We start from the raw sequence: 14,099 nt of genomic DNA, 5'->3' as shown, positions 1-14,099 counted from the left end.
AAGCTTAAGCTTCGTAATTATAACGGGATTTTTCAGAAGGAAAAATACACCGTAGTGAATTATAGTCATTGTGCCTGTTGCACAAATCTAATTAATGTAAAATCTATCAAGAAAAGTCATTCAACAATTCTCGGTTAAGTGATTGTATTTCCAAAGCCAAATTTTAAGGTTTTCTACAAGAGTTTTCCATCCAAATAATTACCTAAACTATCCAATGAATCATCCCAGAATTGTTCATAGAATTGTAACCATTTATTAAGTTCTTTTAAAGGTTGTGCATTTGCATCGCAAAAACGTTCGCGTCCTTTCTTTTCAATATGAACCAGACCTGCTTCTTCCAAGGTTTTAATATGTTTGGTTACACCTTGACGTGTCATTTCAAACTGATTGCTAATTTGTGAAATAGATAATGCTGAGCTAGCGATCACTAAGGCATGAAAAATATCACGCCTTGTCGGATCGGCAATAGCTTTAAATAATTGAGTGATTTTATCCTGCATGGGCATTTTCTTTTAAATAATATATTAATTTACTAGTACAATTGTCCCAGCCGCCATTAAAACTTTCAAACATAGTCATAGCTGTTTCTCCTTTGTAATTTGAAATCCCTGAGTGTTCTAAAAGCAGTTTTTGCCTTCTGGAATACTTTCTAACATCCAGCTTACATTTGTTTCTGCATTTGTGCCTTCTACAATCCAAGTGTAAACTAGCGTATATGGATTTGCATTTTTAACTTCTACAGTAATGGGTATGCATCCATCTTCATCGGATGTAAAAGTATATTGATAGCCTTTTTCGGCTTTAAAATCAGCTTGAATAAACCAAGTAGAGAGTTATTTTGCATTCGAAATAGCATTCCATACCGTATCGATAGGATGCATAAATATTTTTTCTTTTGTGATGATGTCTTTCATAAGATTAAATTTTTAGAATTGCGCAACTGTTCGATTGCTAATTTATAAAATCTTTTTTAAAAAGCAACTTTTTGGTTGCATATTGTAATTTTAACAGTTTACACTAGTATAAATTCACTATTTTTATAATCTATATTTGGATATACTGATCTGAAATTGAAAAAAGTAAGCAATTCACTCATTCAAAGATGAGGTTTACTCAATGTAACTTTGAAGTATCTAATTGGGTAGATACATTTATGGTATAATAATATAGAGCTTAAAATGCAATCAGATATTTAGCGTTTGCCTATGAAAAGAATTAATCTAAAAAAGAAACAGATGAAAACACAAGTAACATTTACACAAAAATTGTGGTACGTTACCATTTTAATGGTTGCTGTATTTGCATTCAATCCAATGTATGGACAATCAACAAGTAGTTCACAAAAAGGAAAAATTATCAAAGGAACGGTTAGTGATTTAAAAGGTCCTTTAGAAGGAGCAAACATCATATTGAAAGGAGAAAATCAAGGGACAGTAACCAATGCAAAAGGAGAGTTTAAGTTTCCTGTAGCCCTAGAAACAGGAGATGTTTTGGTAATTAGTTTTTTAGGATACGAATCTATCGAATATAGAATTAAGACTGACACCACTTTTGTAAAAGCTGTTTTATCGGACGAAGTGATTGAGTTTATGGGAGCTGTAAATACCAACAAGCGCTACAAGTCCAAAAAACGAAAAAATTAATTCAACAACAGCTATTACAGTTCTGTGAGAATATTTTTAATACATATATATTTATTCGTCTTTGTATTTCAGTCTTATGCACAGATCTCAGATTTTCAACAAATTTCATTTGAAAAGGCCGACGAAATTGTACTGAAATACAAAGATGAAACATTACATAATTTACCAGATTTAGTATACAAGTTAACTTCAGAATTAGATACAGACGCCGAACGCTTCAGAGCAATCTTTAAATGGGTTTGTAGTAGTATTGCTAATGATTATAAATTATATAATCGAAACAAACGCAAACGCTTACGTTACAAAAATGATAGTGTCCGTTTGAACGAATGGAATACAAAATTCCAAAAAATAGTCTTCCGTAAGCTTCTTAAAGACCGTACAACCATTTGTACAGGATACGCGTATTTGGTGAAAGAATTGGCAAATTTGGCAGATATTGAATGTGAAATGGTGCATGGATACGCAAGAACCAGCACAATGAATATTGAGACCTTAGATACACCAAACCATTCATGGAATGCTGTAAAGTTAAATGGAAAATGGTACTTATGTGATCCTACCTGGGCAAGCGGAATTCCAAATCCTGAAACCTATCGTTTTCAATTCGATTTTAATAGTGGTTTCTTTCTATCAGATCCTAAAATTTTTGCTGTAAATCATCATCCTTTAGACAAAAAATGGTTTTTGCTAGAAGGTGCAACACCTTCGTTTCAAGCATTTTTAGATGCGCCAATTATCTATGGAAAAGCATATACATATTTTAGCGATCATAGTTATCCACAAAAATTGAATAATGAAGTTCAGAAAAATAAAAGCTTCAATTTTAAGCTACAGCTTCAAAAAGAAATAGAGAAAGAAGATGTCAATTTAGTCATAGAAAGTAGTTTTAGGGAACGAAAAATATATCCTGATCAGATTTCTATCCAAGATCAATCATTATCTATCGATTATAAGTTTGAATTTTCAGGCTATTATGACGTGCATTTATACATCAAAGATGACTTAATCTCTACTTATACTATAGAGGTAACTCGGTAAAAACATCGAAATAAAACCATTTAAACGCTTAAAATACAGTTATTCAGGTTAATGATAAGAAAAACCAATTGACATATAGTCAAAACAAATACTTGTGATGTAAGTTTTAGAAAAATATTTGACTAATATTGCATAATACTCAAAAAGTAAAGTTGAATTAAAAAAAATATATAGTTATGGCATTAGAAATCACAGATGCAAATTTTGAAGAGGTAGTAATGAATAGCGACAAGCCAGTATTAGTTGACTTTTGGGCAGCTTGGTGTGGACCATGTAAAATGTTAGGTCCTGTAGTTGAGCAAATCGCAGATGAATACGAAGGAAAAGCAGTTGTTGGAAAATTAGATGTAGACGCTAATCAACAATACGCAGCACAGTTTGGAGTACGTAATATTCCAACAGTATTAGTTTTCCAAAACGGAGAATTAGTAGGACGTCAAGTTGGTGTAGCACCAAAGAATACCTATACAGAAGTATTAGATAAATTATTAGCATAAGAATAATACATATTCTAGCATAAAAAAAGGTTTGGCACATTGCCGAACCTTTTTTTATGGAATTCAGTTTTAAGAAGCAATATGAACGATGCTGATTGTGTATGTATCATATCTCATAAAGTGAACGTTAAAAAAGAGTAACGCGAAGTTAAACTTGTTCCGAATGCTAATATTTAGTTGTACATTTAGATCTCAAATTAAAGAAAATAGCTTGTGAATTTACAACAAGAACTCAATAAAACTTCAGGATTCAAAAATCTTGAACTGCTTGCTAAACAAGTGGTAGAAGGATTTATTTCAGGAATGCACAAAAGTCCGTTTCATGGGTTTTCTGCAGAATTTGCCGAACATAAAATTTACAATTCAGGAGAAAGTACCAAGCATATTGATTGGAAATTGTTTGCCAAAACAGACAAATTATACACAAAAAAGTATGAGGAAGAAACCAATTTACGTTGTCATATCATTATTGACAATTCTTCTTCCATGCACTATCCTGAAATAACTGCTCCGTCGGTGGATAATTTAAATAAGATTGCTTTCTCCGTATTGGCAACAGCTTCTTTGATGAATATCTTAAAAAAACAACGCGATGCTATCGGATTAAGTATTTATTCAGATGCTTATGATTTTTACGCACCTGAAAAAGGAAGCGAGCGGCATCATCAATTATTATTGAATACGCTTGATAATACGGTTACTACAACGCGAATTAATAAAAAGACAGACACATATACCTATTTACATCAAATCGCAGAGAAAATACACCGTAGAAGCCTTATTTTCCTTTTTACAGATATGTTTCAGGATGGAGTAGCAGATGAAAAACTATTTGAAGCTTTACAACATTTAAAATACAACAAACATGAAGTTATTTTATTTCATGTGTTTGATTCTGAAAAAGAATTCAATTTCGATTTTGACAATAAGCCAAAACGTTTTATTGATGTAGAATCAGGAGAGCATATCGATATTTATGCAGATACCGTACAAGAAAATTATCAAAAAGCAGTTTCTGACTATTTTTTACAATTAAAAATGAAATGTGCGCAATACAAAATTAAATATGTAGCAGCAGATATCAACGAAAAATTTGAAAAAATTTTACTAACGTATTTGGTTGAAAGACAAAAGTTTGCGTAATTGGGTAAAAAAAACTTCAATTTTTTTCTCGAATATGTTTGTATAAATAGAATTGTGGTGTATATTTGCATCCGCAATCAAGCAACGGTTTGGTAGTTCAGTTGGTTAGAATACATGCCTGTCACGCATGGGGTCGCGGGTTCGAGTCCCGTCCAGACCGCTAAAATTGCAAAAAGCTTCTCCCTCGAAGAGAAGCTTTTTTTGGCAAAATGATTTAGTTGTGTTGTTTAAGGTAAACCTCTGGTTTGCCTCGGTTTAGTAGTTAAACCAATGAAAAGCTTTCCTTTTTTCTTCATTGAAAATTGGGATGCTTTTTTATTTTAAGGAAATTCGATTTTCAAAATTCTCTTTAATACATAACATTTTAGTGTAAAATCATAAAGATTATACTTCTTATTGCTATTCAATTTCAATAAATGCTAAAATTCTACGTTAAAATAGTTGATGCAACTAAAAATCACCTTGTTTTTCCTCTTTTCGCTATGCATAACTGCTTTTGTGTACGCGCAAACAGTAATACGACCAGAAACGCTTATTCCAGAGTCTTATTATTATGATGCTTATATGTAAGGAGAACGAGTAAGCGGAAATATTAAAAATCTGTAACAAAAAATTATTCTTACGCTTTCAATCCGATAGACTCCACTTATACGGAGTACGAAAAATCAAATCATGATAAAGATGTTTTTGTTCCACTTAATGAATTCAAAGAATATGGCAAACATGGCCATGTGTTGCAAAGTGGTTTGATAAAGGATAATGGATCAATGTTAATTTCCACTCAGAATATATATACAAAAGAAGGTGACTTAGTGTATAAAGTTCGACTTGCAAAAATATATGACAGGGAAGCTAAAAAGCTTCTTAGATTACACAAAGTAGAAGAAAAGAGAAATTATACCGATAAAGGTAAACTGAAAGAGGTTTGGCTTAAATCTTCGTATCAAAACGATTATTTTATAAAAGAACGTTGCACGTATATCAAAGATACTTTGCTTTCTAAATATGAATCATTCAACAGTAATAAATACCTTAACAGAATACAGGGTTTCGTGTAAAGGAAGTATGGTAGATACAGATTATGTTCGCTTGTATACCTACGATGAAAAAAATAGATTGATCGCGGAAAAAGTATATGCTTATGAATACAACTTTGATGAAAATAATACTAAAGCTATTTCGGATAGAGACTTTTCAGAATATCAACTATTTAAAACGATTACTTACCAATATGACCATCAAAATAATGTTGTAAAGAAAGTTCAAGAAGGTTTTGGAGGTCGTTCAGAAGGAAGAATTGATACTACTATAAGAATGTACAATACTAAAAATAGGCTTGCACAGTATGTATTTACAGATAAAAGGAGATGGTTATCTTATCGAATACAAATACGATTTAAACAATGGTGAATTATACAAAACCATACGTTATAAGATTCGAGAAAAAGATGCGCAAATAGTTTCAAAACAACGTGTCAATGTTGTAGAAAAATTTGAAAATGGATATCGCGCACACTATTTTAAAAACGATACGATAAAAAGTATTGCTGTTTATACACAATATGGAGATCGATGCAAACACCAAGATTTTAAATATAATGAAGAGACTTCGTGTCAATACACTTACGATACATACGGCAATTGGACTTTAAAAACTTCATTTCAAAACGGTATCAAGACAGAAAAAACTACACGTACCTTAGAATACTACTAAGAATAAGCGCTAAAAAAAAAATCAACACTTTTTAACTAAAAAATTAGTTCAAACTAAATATTTAGTTATATTTGTATTGTTGAACTAAGAATTTAGTTGAAAATAATACAAATTATATTATGAAGCAGTTGACCAAAGCAGAAGAGGAAATCATGCAAATTCTGTGGAAACTAGAAAAAGCAAATGTTAAAGCTATTATTGAAAATTTTAAAGGCACAAAACCTGCCTACAATACGGTTTCTACCATTGTGCGAATTTTAGAAAACAAAGGATTTGTAGGGTATGAAAAAGTGGGGAAAGGACACGTGTATTTTCCGCTGTTAGCACAATCTGAATACAGCAATCAATCAATTTCAAAATTGGTAAATGGATATTTTCAAGGATCTTTTAAAAGTATGGTGTCATTTTTTATGCAAAAGAATGATATCAGTACGGAAGAGTTAGAAGAAATACGCAAAGAAATCGAAAAAAGTAATCAGAAATCATGATTGTATATTTTATTCAGGTCGTTGCTTTTCAGCTATTGTTTTTATTGAGTTATGATTTATTTCTCAAAAAAGAAACCTTTTTCAATTGGAATAGAGTATACCTTATCTTTTCCTCTTTAGTTTCTTTTTTGTTGCCTTTTATTAAGATAGAAAGTTTTCAAAACGTCGTACCGCAAGAATATATAATACTGTTGCCAGAGATTGTATTGACACCACAAAAAGCTGTTGCTGCAATTGAACCGACTTGGAATTGGTTTTTAATTATAGGAATCTCCATCAGTAGTTTACTATTTATCTATAAAATTATACAACTCGTAAAACTCCGTTTCAAAGGACGCTTTGTAAAACGCGAAAACTACACCATCATTATCATACCAAAAAGTACCGTAGCATTCTCTATTTTTAAGTATGTCTTTATAGGTGATGATATTCATGAAGAAAAACTAGAAGATATTCTTTCGCACGAATTGGTGCACATTCGCGAAAAGCACTCACTAGACTTGATGTATTTTGAACTTCTACGTATTTTGTGTTGGTTCAATCCGCTTGTATATATTTATCAAAAACGAATCTCAGAAGTACACGAATATATTGCCGATGCAACCATTGTTAAAGGCAAAGACAAATCCGATTATTATGAAAAATTGTTAGCTGAAGTCTTTCAGACACAACAGTTTTCGTTCACCAACCAATTTTTTAAACATTCATTAATCAAAAAACGAATCATTATGTTAACAAAACAAAAATCCCGCGAAATTTTAAAACTCAAATACTTGGTGTTAGTGCCAGTTTTAATAGTATCCTTATTGTATACATCTTGTGAAGATACAACAATTGAAGATGCGGATAATACTGAGCAAAAATCAGAATTAATGTCCGACTTGGATATGTTAGAAGCTGCAAAGGAAAAACTGAGAGAGCTTAACAGGTTTAGTGTATCAAATAAAATTTTGACAAAGGCAGAATTTGAAGAAAGAAACCTTATATATGATGAACTTGCTGAAATTCTCAATAAATCTGATGGAAAACTAACTACAACTGTAGAGCGACCAACCTATGAAGAATACTTAGAAAAAAGTAGGAACAAAATCAAAAAGATGCAGCAGAATATGGAGATTACAGAGATAGAAAATGAAGCTGTTGAATTTAGAATACTAGACAAAGTTCCTGTTTTTCCAGGTTGTGAAAGTTATGGGACTTTAGAAGAGTTAAAAAAGTGTTTTGTCCAAAATATTCAAAAACATATTGCTGAAAACTTTGATGTAAATCGCGCTCACAATACAAACTTGTCAGGTACCCAAAGAATATTTGCGCAATTTTTAATCGATAAAAACGGAGACGTTGTAAATCTTAAGGTACGAGCGCCACATCCAGATTTACAAGCTGCTGCAGAAGAAGCAATTAATACGTTGCCAAAACTTACACCTGGAATGAAAGATGGAAAGCCAGTAAGTGTAAAGTATATATTGCCAATTGTATTTAAAATTGCTGAATAAGCTGATATAAAAAATCATAACAGTGAAGACCTTTTAAAAGTATGCTGTCATTCTTTTGAAAAAATGATAGTAATACGGTAGCAGTAAAAAAATACGTAAAGAAATCGAAAAAAATAACTAAAAATCATGATGGCATATTTTATTCAAGTCGTTGCTTTTCAGCTGTTATTCTTATTGAGTTATGATTTATTTCTCAAAAAAGAAACCTTTTTCAATTGGAATAGAGTATACCTTATATTTTCATCCTTAATTTCATTTCTTTTACCTTTTATTAAGATAGAAAGTTTTCAAAATGTAGTGCCGCAAGAATACATAATATTGTTGCCAGAAATTATGCTTACGCCAGAAAAAGCTGTTGCTACAATTGAACCAACTTGGAATTGGTTTTTAATTATTGGATTCTCAATCAGTAGTTTACTGTTTATCTATAAAGTTGTACAACTCGTAAAACTACGTTTCAAAGGACGCTTTGTAAAACATGAAAACTACACCATGATTATCATACCAGAAAGTACAATAGCATTCTCTATTTTTAGATATGTCTTTCTCGGAAACGATATTCATGAAGAAAAACTAGAAGATATTCTTTCACACGAATTGGTGCACATTCGCGAAAAGCATTCTCTAGACTTGCTATATTTTGAACTTCTACGCATTTTGTGTTGGTTCAATCCGCTTGTATATATTTATCAAAAACGAATCTCAGAAGTACACGAATACATTGCCGATGCAATTATTGTTAAAGGCAAAAACAAATCCGATTATTATGAAAAATTGTTAGCTGAAGTCTTTCAGACACAACAGTTTTCGTTTACCAACCAATTTTTTAAACATTCATTAATTAAAAAACGAATCATTATGTTAACAAAACAAAAATCTCGTCAAATCTTAAAGCTAAAATACTTAGTGTTAATACCTTTACTAGTTGTAGCATTAATATACACTTCTTGCGATGAAGCCATATTTTCAGATACGGAAAACACAACAGCTCAAACAGTAACTTTAGATAAGAAAGCTGCCAAAGAAAAAATAACACGTCTATATGAAAGGGTAAATGAAATAAATAGAACTCTCAAAAGCGATGAGGTTTTAACTAGAGAAGCATACGAAGAACAAGCAGAGATCATGACAGAAGTTGCAGGATTAGTAGATGAAGATGGTACACTGGCTAAAACATATGAAACACAATCGTATGAAGAGTATGTGGATGTCCGTAAAAAGCGTATCGCTGAAGCTGAAAACACAAATAAACGAAACAAACCAAACAAAAAAGCAGAAGTAGCATCCAAAGAAGATTCAGATGAAACATATTCTTTTAAGGAGGTAGATAAGTTACCAATATATCCAGGATGCGAAACTTTGGGAAGTCAAGAAGAAATAAAAAAATGTCTTACAGAAAACATTCAAAAGCATGTGCTACATAACTTTAACATGAAAATGGTGGAAGAGTCAAAGTTAAAAGGCAAGCAAAAAATTCAATCAAGATTTATCATAGACAAAAATGGAAAAGTACAAGTTGCTGAAGTTAAAGCGCCAAATACTGCTTTGAAAAACGAAACAGAGCGTGTGATAAAATCATTGCCAATGTTTAAGCCTGCACAGAAAGACGGAAAATCTGTTGGTGTAAAATATGGATTGCCAATTACCTTTAAAGTACAAGAATAATTTTTTATGAATAAAATAATCAGTCTCTGCATCTTTTTTGCAATCATAACTAAAGTCGAAGCCCAATCTTCGACTTTGGCAGTTGCAGATAGTTTGTATCAATTTGGAAACTATTCAAAAGCAATAAAAATCTATCAAAAACAAGAATCTAGCGCTTATACAAACACACAAATTGCAAAAGCATACAAAGCCTTAGGAAATAGTAAAAAAGCTATAGAAAGCTATGAAAAGGTACTTAAAGTTGATGCTGAAAATGTATTGGTATTGTATGATTATGGAAGATTGTTATTTACAGCAGGAAAACTAAATAAATCATTAACGATTTTTGAAAAACTAAAAGCTAAAGATACGCTGAACCCGAATTTTTACTATCAAATTGGTTTGGCAAGTGAAGCTTTTGGGAAAGAAAATTACATTACATCTTATGAAGCTGCTTTTAAACTAGATCCGCAACATCAAAAAAGTATTTACAAGCTCATTAAAAATTATATAGAAACCAAAAATTTTGATAAAGCTACAAAGACAATTGAAGTAGGTTTGTCAAATAATTCAGAAGATGTAAAAATTATTGGTTTCAAAGCGCAATTGTTTTATGCAAATCAAGAATACAGAAATGCATTAGTATGGTTTGAAAAATTAATTCAACGAAAAAAGGCAACGCAATATGTATATGAAAAGGCAGCATTTGCAGCCTATCGTGTCCGACGAATTTTAAAGGCTATTGAATACTATGAAGAGGCCTTAAAGCGCGATCGAGGAAATTATTTTTATCATTCGCAATTGGCAAAACTGTATTACCAAGATGGAATTGCAGACAAAGCGGAACACCATGCATCACAAGCTATTGTTGGGAAAATGACAGATCCTTCAGGAGATTATTATATTTTGGGAATGGTGCATTTTGATCGAAAAGAGCATCGAAAAGCCATGAAACTCTTCAATATGGCATTAGAGGAAAATCCAGATTACGAATTGGCGCAATTACGATTGGCGCAGGTTGCAGACAATTACTATTCGGATCCAAAAGAAAAGCTAAAAATGTATGAACGTTTTTTGGGAAAATTTCCAAAAGCGAAGATCGAAATGAAGAAAATTGTCAACACGCGAATTCGTGAGTTAAAAGAGGAAATTCACTTAAAACCAGAATAATCAAATCAAAAATTACGGCAACATGTCGAAAAGTTGTATTTTTCATGATATTTGTATTGATGAAACAACTTTGGACATATTGCCTAATTCTTTTTCTATGCGTGTCTTGTGACTTTTTTAAAAAGCCTGTAGTCACAGAAGAAGAGTTGGTAGCACAAGAAAAAGAAAGTATCAATCTAAATACGGTTGATGAATTTCCATCCTTTTCTAACTGTGATTCCTTAGAAAAGGAACAGCAGAAAAACTGTTTCTTTCAAACTTTAACAGATCAAATTTACGAGCAGTTAACACAAAATAATTTACTCGTTACCAAAACGATAAAAGATACCATTCAGGTACAATTATACATTGATACATTAGGAATTGTGAATGTCATAGATATTCAAAAAAATGCGGTCACTGCTAAATATATTCCTAGCATAGATAGCTTAATAAAGGTAAGTACAGAAAACCTTCCAAAAGCTTCGCCAGCGTACAAAAGAGGAATTCCAGTACAAACAAAATTTATCTTACCAATCATTTTAAATGTAGAAGAACAAAAGCTTGAAGAGTAAAAGCTTCGACTTCAAAATCGTATCGCTAATTTTTTTAGCAAACGCAGCACTTCCACCTATAACCAAATAATAGTAACCAATAATCCCCAAGTGGCAAACCATTCATAGTTTTTTTTGGTGCGACCTATATAACGAACCATAAAATCAAAATCGAGAAATAAGCTTAACGAAGCAAAAATGGAAACCGCAACATTAAACGCTATGGCAATCCATGAGCTGTCCCACAAGAATGAAAAATGAATACCAAAAAAGTTCAGGATAAATAATGTAATATAAACGAGGAAAATAACGGAGATCACAGTAACGAAAACACTTCTAAACTTTTTAGTCACTTTTATAATACGTGCCATACACAAGAGTAACATGACAAAAAAAGTAATCAATGTGATAATTACAGCTTGAAATGGTAAATAGGGAAACCGTTGATGAATATAAGCGCTAAATCCAACAACAAATAATCCTTTGGCAATAGCGTAAATTAAAGTGAGTGGCATCGTCCATTAGCGCCTTACAGAAATCACAAAACTGGACACAAGGACACAAGTGGCACAAAAATTCCGCCTGTTGTATACCATTGAATATCGACGCCTTCAAAGAATAATTTCCATGTATACGCAGCAGTTAAACTCACAAGTAGTAAACAAAAAATAGATTTAAAATCTCACCATTCAGTGTCATTCTGTTAGTTCGTTTCGTACTATATTGTTTCCAGAAATAATCATAAAATTCTGGATTTGAGGTGTTTAATACGAATAAACTCATGAGTGGGTTTTTGTTAAAAATACTAAAAAAAGATTCTTTCCTATGGTAGATATGTAAAATAATTGTAAATTTACATAATGTACTAGGTAAAATTACTAAAATATGGAAGCTTTAACCCTGACGAGTTATATTGATAACCGAAATGACTCACCGCAAAATAAACTAAAAATCATTCATGCCACAAGAAGTGGTGTAACACGTTCACAATTAAAAAAGTTTAGCATGCGAATTGCTTTACCGTTGACAAAAATATCAGAAATAGTTCCAGCTTCCTATTCTACCTTATCAAAAAAGAGCAGCTACGACAAAGAAGTTAGTGAACGTTTGTTTGAAATTGCAGAAGTATATTCAAAAGGGTTTGAAGTTTTTGGTGATGAAAAAAAATTCACTAGGTGGCTCAACAAAAAAAGTAAAGTTTTGGGCGGACAAACACCTTTTTCCCTATTAGATACAAGTTACGGCGTAAAATTAGTTATAGACGAAATAAGACGTATAGATTACGGAATTTTTGCTTGATGATAGTTTACAGAATTGACAGAGCAAAACGAAGGAACAACTTACTTTCGGGAGTTGGCGCGGAAAAAATTGGTGGACGCTGGAACGAGATCGGAACACGCGCCGTTTATACTTCACAACACATTTCACTTGCCTACTTAGAAGTGGTGATGCACCTAGACATCACAGAAGATTTACCAAATGATCGTATTTTAGTACATATAAATATTCCTGAGGAAGTCTCCATACAAAAGCTTCATAAACTTCCTAAAAGTTGGAATACGTTTCCTTATAACAGCAAAACACAGCAAATATTTACGCGATTTGTGGAAGAGAACAAATATGCAGTTTTAAAAGTGCCTTCAGCTATCGTAAAAGATGAATTCAATTATATCTTAAATCCAATGCATATTGACTTCCATAAAATAAGCGTTGTCAAGATCCAAAAATTTAGCTTTGATTCTCGTTTATACCATGAGAAATAATTCATTTAGCGATTGTATGGATATTCATTAATCCAACTGAAGTCTCTATTGATTAGCTTGATTTTTTTCAAATCGTATTGTTTGACTTTAATATATAAAGTATCACCTAAATGTGTGCCATTTAGTGTTAGAATGTTATCCTTTAGAGTGTATTTAAAATTATAAATATCGGTGGTATCTCTACGATTTTTAACTTCCATGGTTTTTGCAACAGTATTTAATTTCATTGCTAACCACGTACTTGTGCTATTCATGCGATATACTGAAAAGAAATTTTTACGCTGAAATATAATACGTCTCCACAATATATCATTGGTGACTAACATTGGAATGGAATCCTTATTTTTTTTATGATACTGAATCTCATAAACCCCATACATTGGTGGTTTTGGAACGCTAGAACCGCGAATCTCGCTTTTTTCAATAGTATCGCCCGAACTTGCATATAAAAAATGTCCTAAAATGACAATTTTTAATACGAAAGCTGCAATGATAAACCGTTGATCTTTAAAATATGCAGGGAAGCTTCGTGCTGTGATGGTAGCCTTTGAAAAAAACACTGCAAAAAGGCGTTTCCAGTCCTGCATAAAAATAAAGAATGCAAAAAGCAGTAAATGAAAATAATATGTTTTTACAGGAATATCATAACACATATTCATCATAAATACGTTTAACATTACACCGAAAGCAACAAATCCACCTAAGGTTTGTGTGCGCCTAAAAGCTAATAATACGCCAGCAGTCACTTCTGCATAACCAAAAAACATAGTGTACGCTTCCGAAGCTCCCATAAATGTCCAAGTAATTCCCATAGGCGATGAATGCCCATACGGTTGAACCAATCTTCCTAAAGAAGGCGTGGAAAACTGCAACAGAATTACTTTATAAAAGCTATACAAAAACATAGTAAGTGCCAGAAAATATGCCATATATGAACCAATAAGCGTAACAGTTTCGCATAATTCTT

Annotated in this window: 16 protein-coding genes and 1 tRNA gene; 14 read left to right on the top strand and 3 right to left on the bottom strand. The window is 32.0% G+C overall.

The window, feature by feature from the left end:
* Nucleotides 1-173: 173 nt before the first annotated feature.
* Entirely contained in the window at nucleotides 174-500 is a 327-nt protein-coding gene (locus MK119_RS02090; protein ID WP_290670281.1) for a metalloregulator ArsR/SmtB family transcription factor, read from the bottom strand.
* Between the two features lie 735 nt (nucleotides 501-1,235).
* On the opposite strand from MK119_RS02090, the gene MK119_RS02085 reads away from it, so the two are divergent.
* The 12 genes from MK119_RS02085 (at nucleotide 1,236) to MK119_RS02030 (ending at nucleotide 11,390) form a co-directional block, all read left to right on the top strand.
* Entirely contained in the window at nucleotides 1,236-1,643 is a 408-nt protein-coding gene (locus MK119_RS02085) for a carboxypeptidase-like regulatory domain-containing protein (protein ID WP_290670278.1), read from the top strand.
* Nucleotides 1,644-1,667: 24 nt separating this feature from the next.
* Entirely contained in the window at nucleotides 1,668-2,684 is a 1,017-nt protein-coding gene (locus MK119_RS02080) for a transglutaminase domain-containing protein (RefSeq protein ID WP_290670275.1), read from the top strand.
* A gap of 176 nt (nucleotides 2,685-2,860) precedes the next feature.
* Complete coding sequence (gene trxA, locus MK119_RS02075) at nucleotides 2,861-3,181, top strand: thioredoxin (protein ID WP_290670272.1); 321 nt, start codon at nucleotides 2,861-2,863, stop codon at nucleotides 3,179-3,181.
* A gap of 213 nt (nucleotides 3,182-3,394) precedes the next feature.
* The gene (locus MK119_RS02070) at nucleotides 3,395-4,324 is read left to right on the top strand and encodes a DUF58 domain-containing protein (protein ID WP_290670270.1); all 930 of its coding nucleotides are present in this window, start codon (nucleotides 3,395-3,397) and stop codon (nucleotides 4,322-4,324) included.
* A gap of 86 nt (nucleotides 4,325-4,410) precedes the next feature.
* A tRNA-Asp gene (locus MK119_RS02065) sits at nucleotides 4,411-4,484 on the top strand.
* A gap of 905 nt (nucleotides 4,485-5,389) precedes the next feature.
* Nucleotides 5,390-5,734, top strand: a complete 345-nt coding sequence (locus MK119_RS02060) for a hypothetical protein (protein WP_290670267.1) — start codon at nucleotides 5,390-5,392, stop codon at nucleotides 5,732-5,734.
* Complete coding sequence (locus tag MK119_RS02055) at nucleotides 5,670-6,038, top strand: hypothetical protein (RefSeq protein WP_290670264.1); 369 nt, start codon at nucleotides 5,670-5,672, stop codon at nucleotides 6,036-6,038. The genes MK119_RS02060 and MK119_RS02055 overlap by 65 nt, the downstream gene beginning before the upstream one ends.
* A 119-nt stretch (nucleotides 6,039-6,157) precedes the next feature.
* Complete coding sequence (locus tag MK119_RS02050) at nucleotides 6,158-6,526, top strand: BlaI/MecI/CopY family transcriptional regulator (RefSeq protein ID WP_290670261.1); 369 nt, start codon at nucleotides 6,158-6,160, stop codon at nucleotides 6,524-6,526.
* Nucleotides 6,523-8,022 carry a M56 family metallopeptidase gene (locus MK119_RS02045; protein ID WP_290670258.1) on the top strand — a complete coding sequence of 500 codons (1,500 nt, stop codon included), beginning with the start codon at nucleotides 6,523-6,525 and terminating at the stop codon, nucleotides 8,020-8,022. Before MK119_RS02050 ends, MK119_RS02045 begins: the two co-directional genes overlap by 4 nt.
* A 126-nt stretch (nucleotides 8,023-8,148) precedes the next feature.
* The gene (locus tag MK119_RS02040; protein WP_290670255.1) at nucleotides 8,149-9,687 is read left to right on the top strand and encodes a M56 family metallopeptidase; all 1,539 of its coding nucleotides are present in this window, start codon (nucleotides 8,149-8,151) and stop codon (nucleotides 9,685-9,687) included.
* 6 nt (nucleotides 9,688-9,693) lie between these two features.
* The gene (locus MK119_RS02035; protein ID WP_290670252.1) at nucleotides 9,694-10,836 is read left to right on the top strand and encodes a tetratricopeptide repeat protein; all 1,143 of its coding nucleotides are present in this window, start codon (nucleotides 9,694-9,696) and stop codon (nucleotides 10,834-10,836) included.
* Between the two features lie 44 nt (nucleotides 10,837-10,880).
* The gene (locus tag MK119_RS02030; RefSeq protein WP_290670249.1) at nucleotides 10,881-11,390 is read left to right on the top strand and encodes a hypothetical protein; all 510 of its coding nucleotides are present in this window, start codon (nucleotides 10,881-10,883) and stop codon (nucleotides 11,388-11,390) included.
* A gap of 56 nt (nucleotides 11,391-11,446) precedes the next feature.
* On the opposite strand, the gene MK119_RS02025 is transcribed toward MK119_RS02030, so the two are convergent.
* Nucleotides 11,447-11,884, bottom strand: coding sequence for a Bax inhibitor-1/YccA family protein (locus MK119_RS02025; protein ID WP_290670246.1), 438 nt, complete (start codon nucleotides 11,882-11,884; stop codon nucleotides 11,447-11,449).
* 370 nt (nucleotides 11,885-12,254) lie between these two features.
* Between MK119_RS02025 and MK119_RS02020 the strand changes: the two genes are divergently transcribed.
* Both MK119_RS02020 and MK119_RS02015 read left to right on the top strand, forming a co-directional pair.
* Complete coding sequence (locus tag MK119_RS02020) at nucleotides 12,255-12,668, top strand: antitoxin Xre/MbcA/ParS toxin-binding domain-containing protein (RefSeq protein WP_290670244.1); 414 nt, start codon at nucleotides 12,255-12,257, stop codon at nucleotides 12,666-12,668.
* Nucleotides 12,668-13,132, top strand: coding sequence for an RES family NAD+ phosphorylase (locus tag MK119_RS02015; protein ID WP_290670241.1), 465 nt, complete (start codon nucleotides 12,668-12,670; stop codon nucleotides 13,130-13,132). The genes MK119_RS02020 and MK119_RS02015 overlap by 1 nt, the downstream gene beginning before the upstream one ends.
* A 5-nt stretch (nucleotides 13,133-13,137) precedes the next feature.
* Here the strand turns inward: MK119_RS02015 and MK119_RS02010 are convergent, their stop codons facing one another.
* Nucleotides 13,138-14,004: a hypothetical protein gene (locus tag MK119_RS02010; protein ID WP_290670238.1), complete on the bottom strand. Its 867-nt coding sequence runs from the start codon at nucleotides 14,002-14,004 to the stop codon at nucleotides 13,138-13,140.
* Nucleotides 14,005-14,099 lie beyond the last annotated feature (95 nt).

The organism is Kordia sp. (genome assembly GCF_022447245.1).
GTDB lineage: Bacteria > Bacteroidota > Bacteroidia > Flavobacteriales > Flavobacteriaceae > Kordia.
The sequence above is the reverse complement of the archived record's forward strand: the minus strand, read 5'-3'. Positions and strand labels throughout refer to the sequence as shown.

What these genes read in the sequence shown, in the direction of transcription:
- MK119_RS02090 (WP_290670281.1), bottom strand. Translation starts at nt 500, where the DNA reads ATGCAGGATAAAATCACTCAATTATTTAAAGCTATTGCCGATCCGACA.
- MK119_RS02085 (WP_290670278.1), top strand. Translation starts at nt 1,236, where the DNA reads ATGAAAACACAAGTAACATTTACACAAAAATTGTGGTACGTTACCATT.
- trxA (WP_290670272.1), top strand. Translation starts at nt 2,861, where the DNA reads ATGGCATTAGAAATCACAGATGCAAATTTTGAAGAGGTAGTAATGAAT.
- MK119_RS02060 (WP_290670267.1), top strand. Translation starts at nt 5,390, where the DNA reads ATGGTAGATACAGATTATGTTCGCTTGTATACCTACGATGAAAAAAAT.
- MK119_RS02055 (WP_290670264.1), top strand. Translation starts at nt 5,670, where the DNA reads ATGTATTTACAGATAAAAGGAGATGGTTATCTTATCGAATACAAATAC.
- MK119_RS02050 (WP_290670261.1), top strand. Translation starts at nt 6,158, where the DNA reads ATGAAGCAGTTGACCAAAGCAGAAGAGGAAATCATGCAAATTCTGTGG.
- MK119_RS02045 (WP_290670258.1), top strand. Translation starts at nt 6,523, where the DNA reads ATGATTGTATATTTTATTCAGGTCGTTGCTTTTCAGCTATTGTTTTTA.
- MK119_RS02040 (WP_290670255.1), top strand. Translation starts at nt 8,149, where the DNA reads ATGATGGCATATTTTATTCAAGTCGTTGCTTTTCAGCTGTTATTCTTA.
- MK119_RS02035 (WP_290670252.1), top strand. Translation starts at nt 9,694, where the DNA reads ATGAATAAAATAATCAGTCTCTGCATCTTTTTTGCAATCATAACTAAA.
- MK119_RS02030 (WP_290670249.1), top strand. Translation starts at nt 10,881, where the DNA reads ATGATATTTGTATTGATGAAACAACTTTGGACATATTGCCTAATTCTT.
- MK119_RS02025 (WP_290670246.1), bottom strand. Translation starts at nt 11,884, where the DNA reads ATGCCACTCACTTTAATTTACGCTATTGCCAAAGGATTATTTGTTGTT.
- MK119_RS02020 (WP_290670244.1), top strand. Translation starts at nt 12,255, where the DNA reads ATGGAAGCTTTAACCCTGACGAGTTATATTGATAACCGAAATGACTCA.
- MK119_RS02015 (WP_290670241.1), top strand. Translation starts at nt 12,668, where the DNA reads ATGATAGTTTACAGAATTGACAGAGCAAAACGAAGGAACAACTTACTT.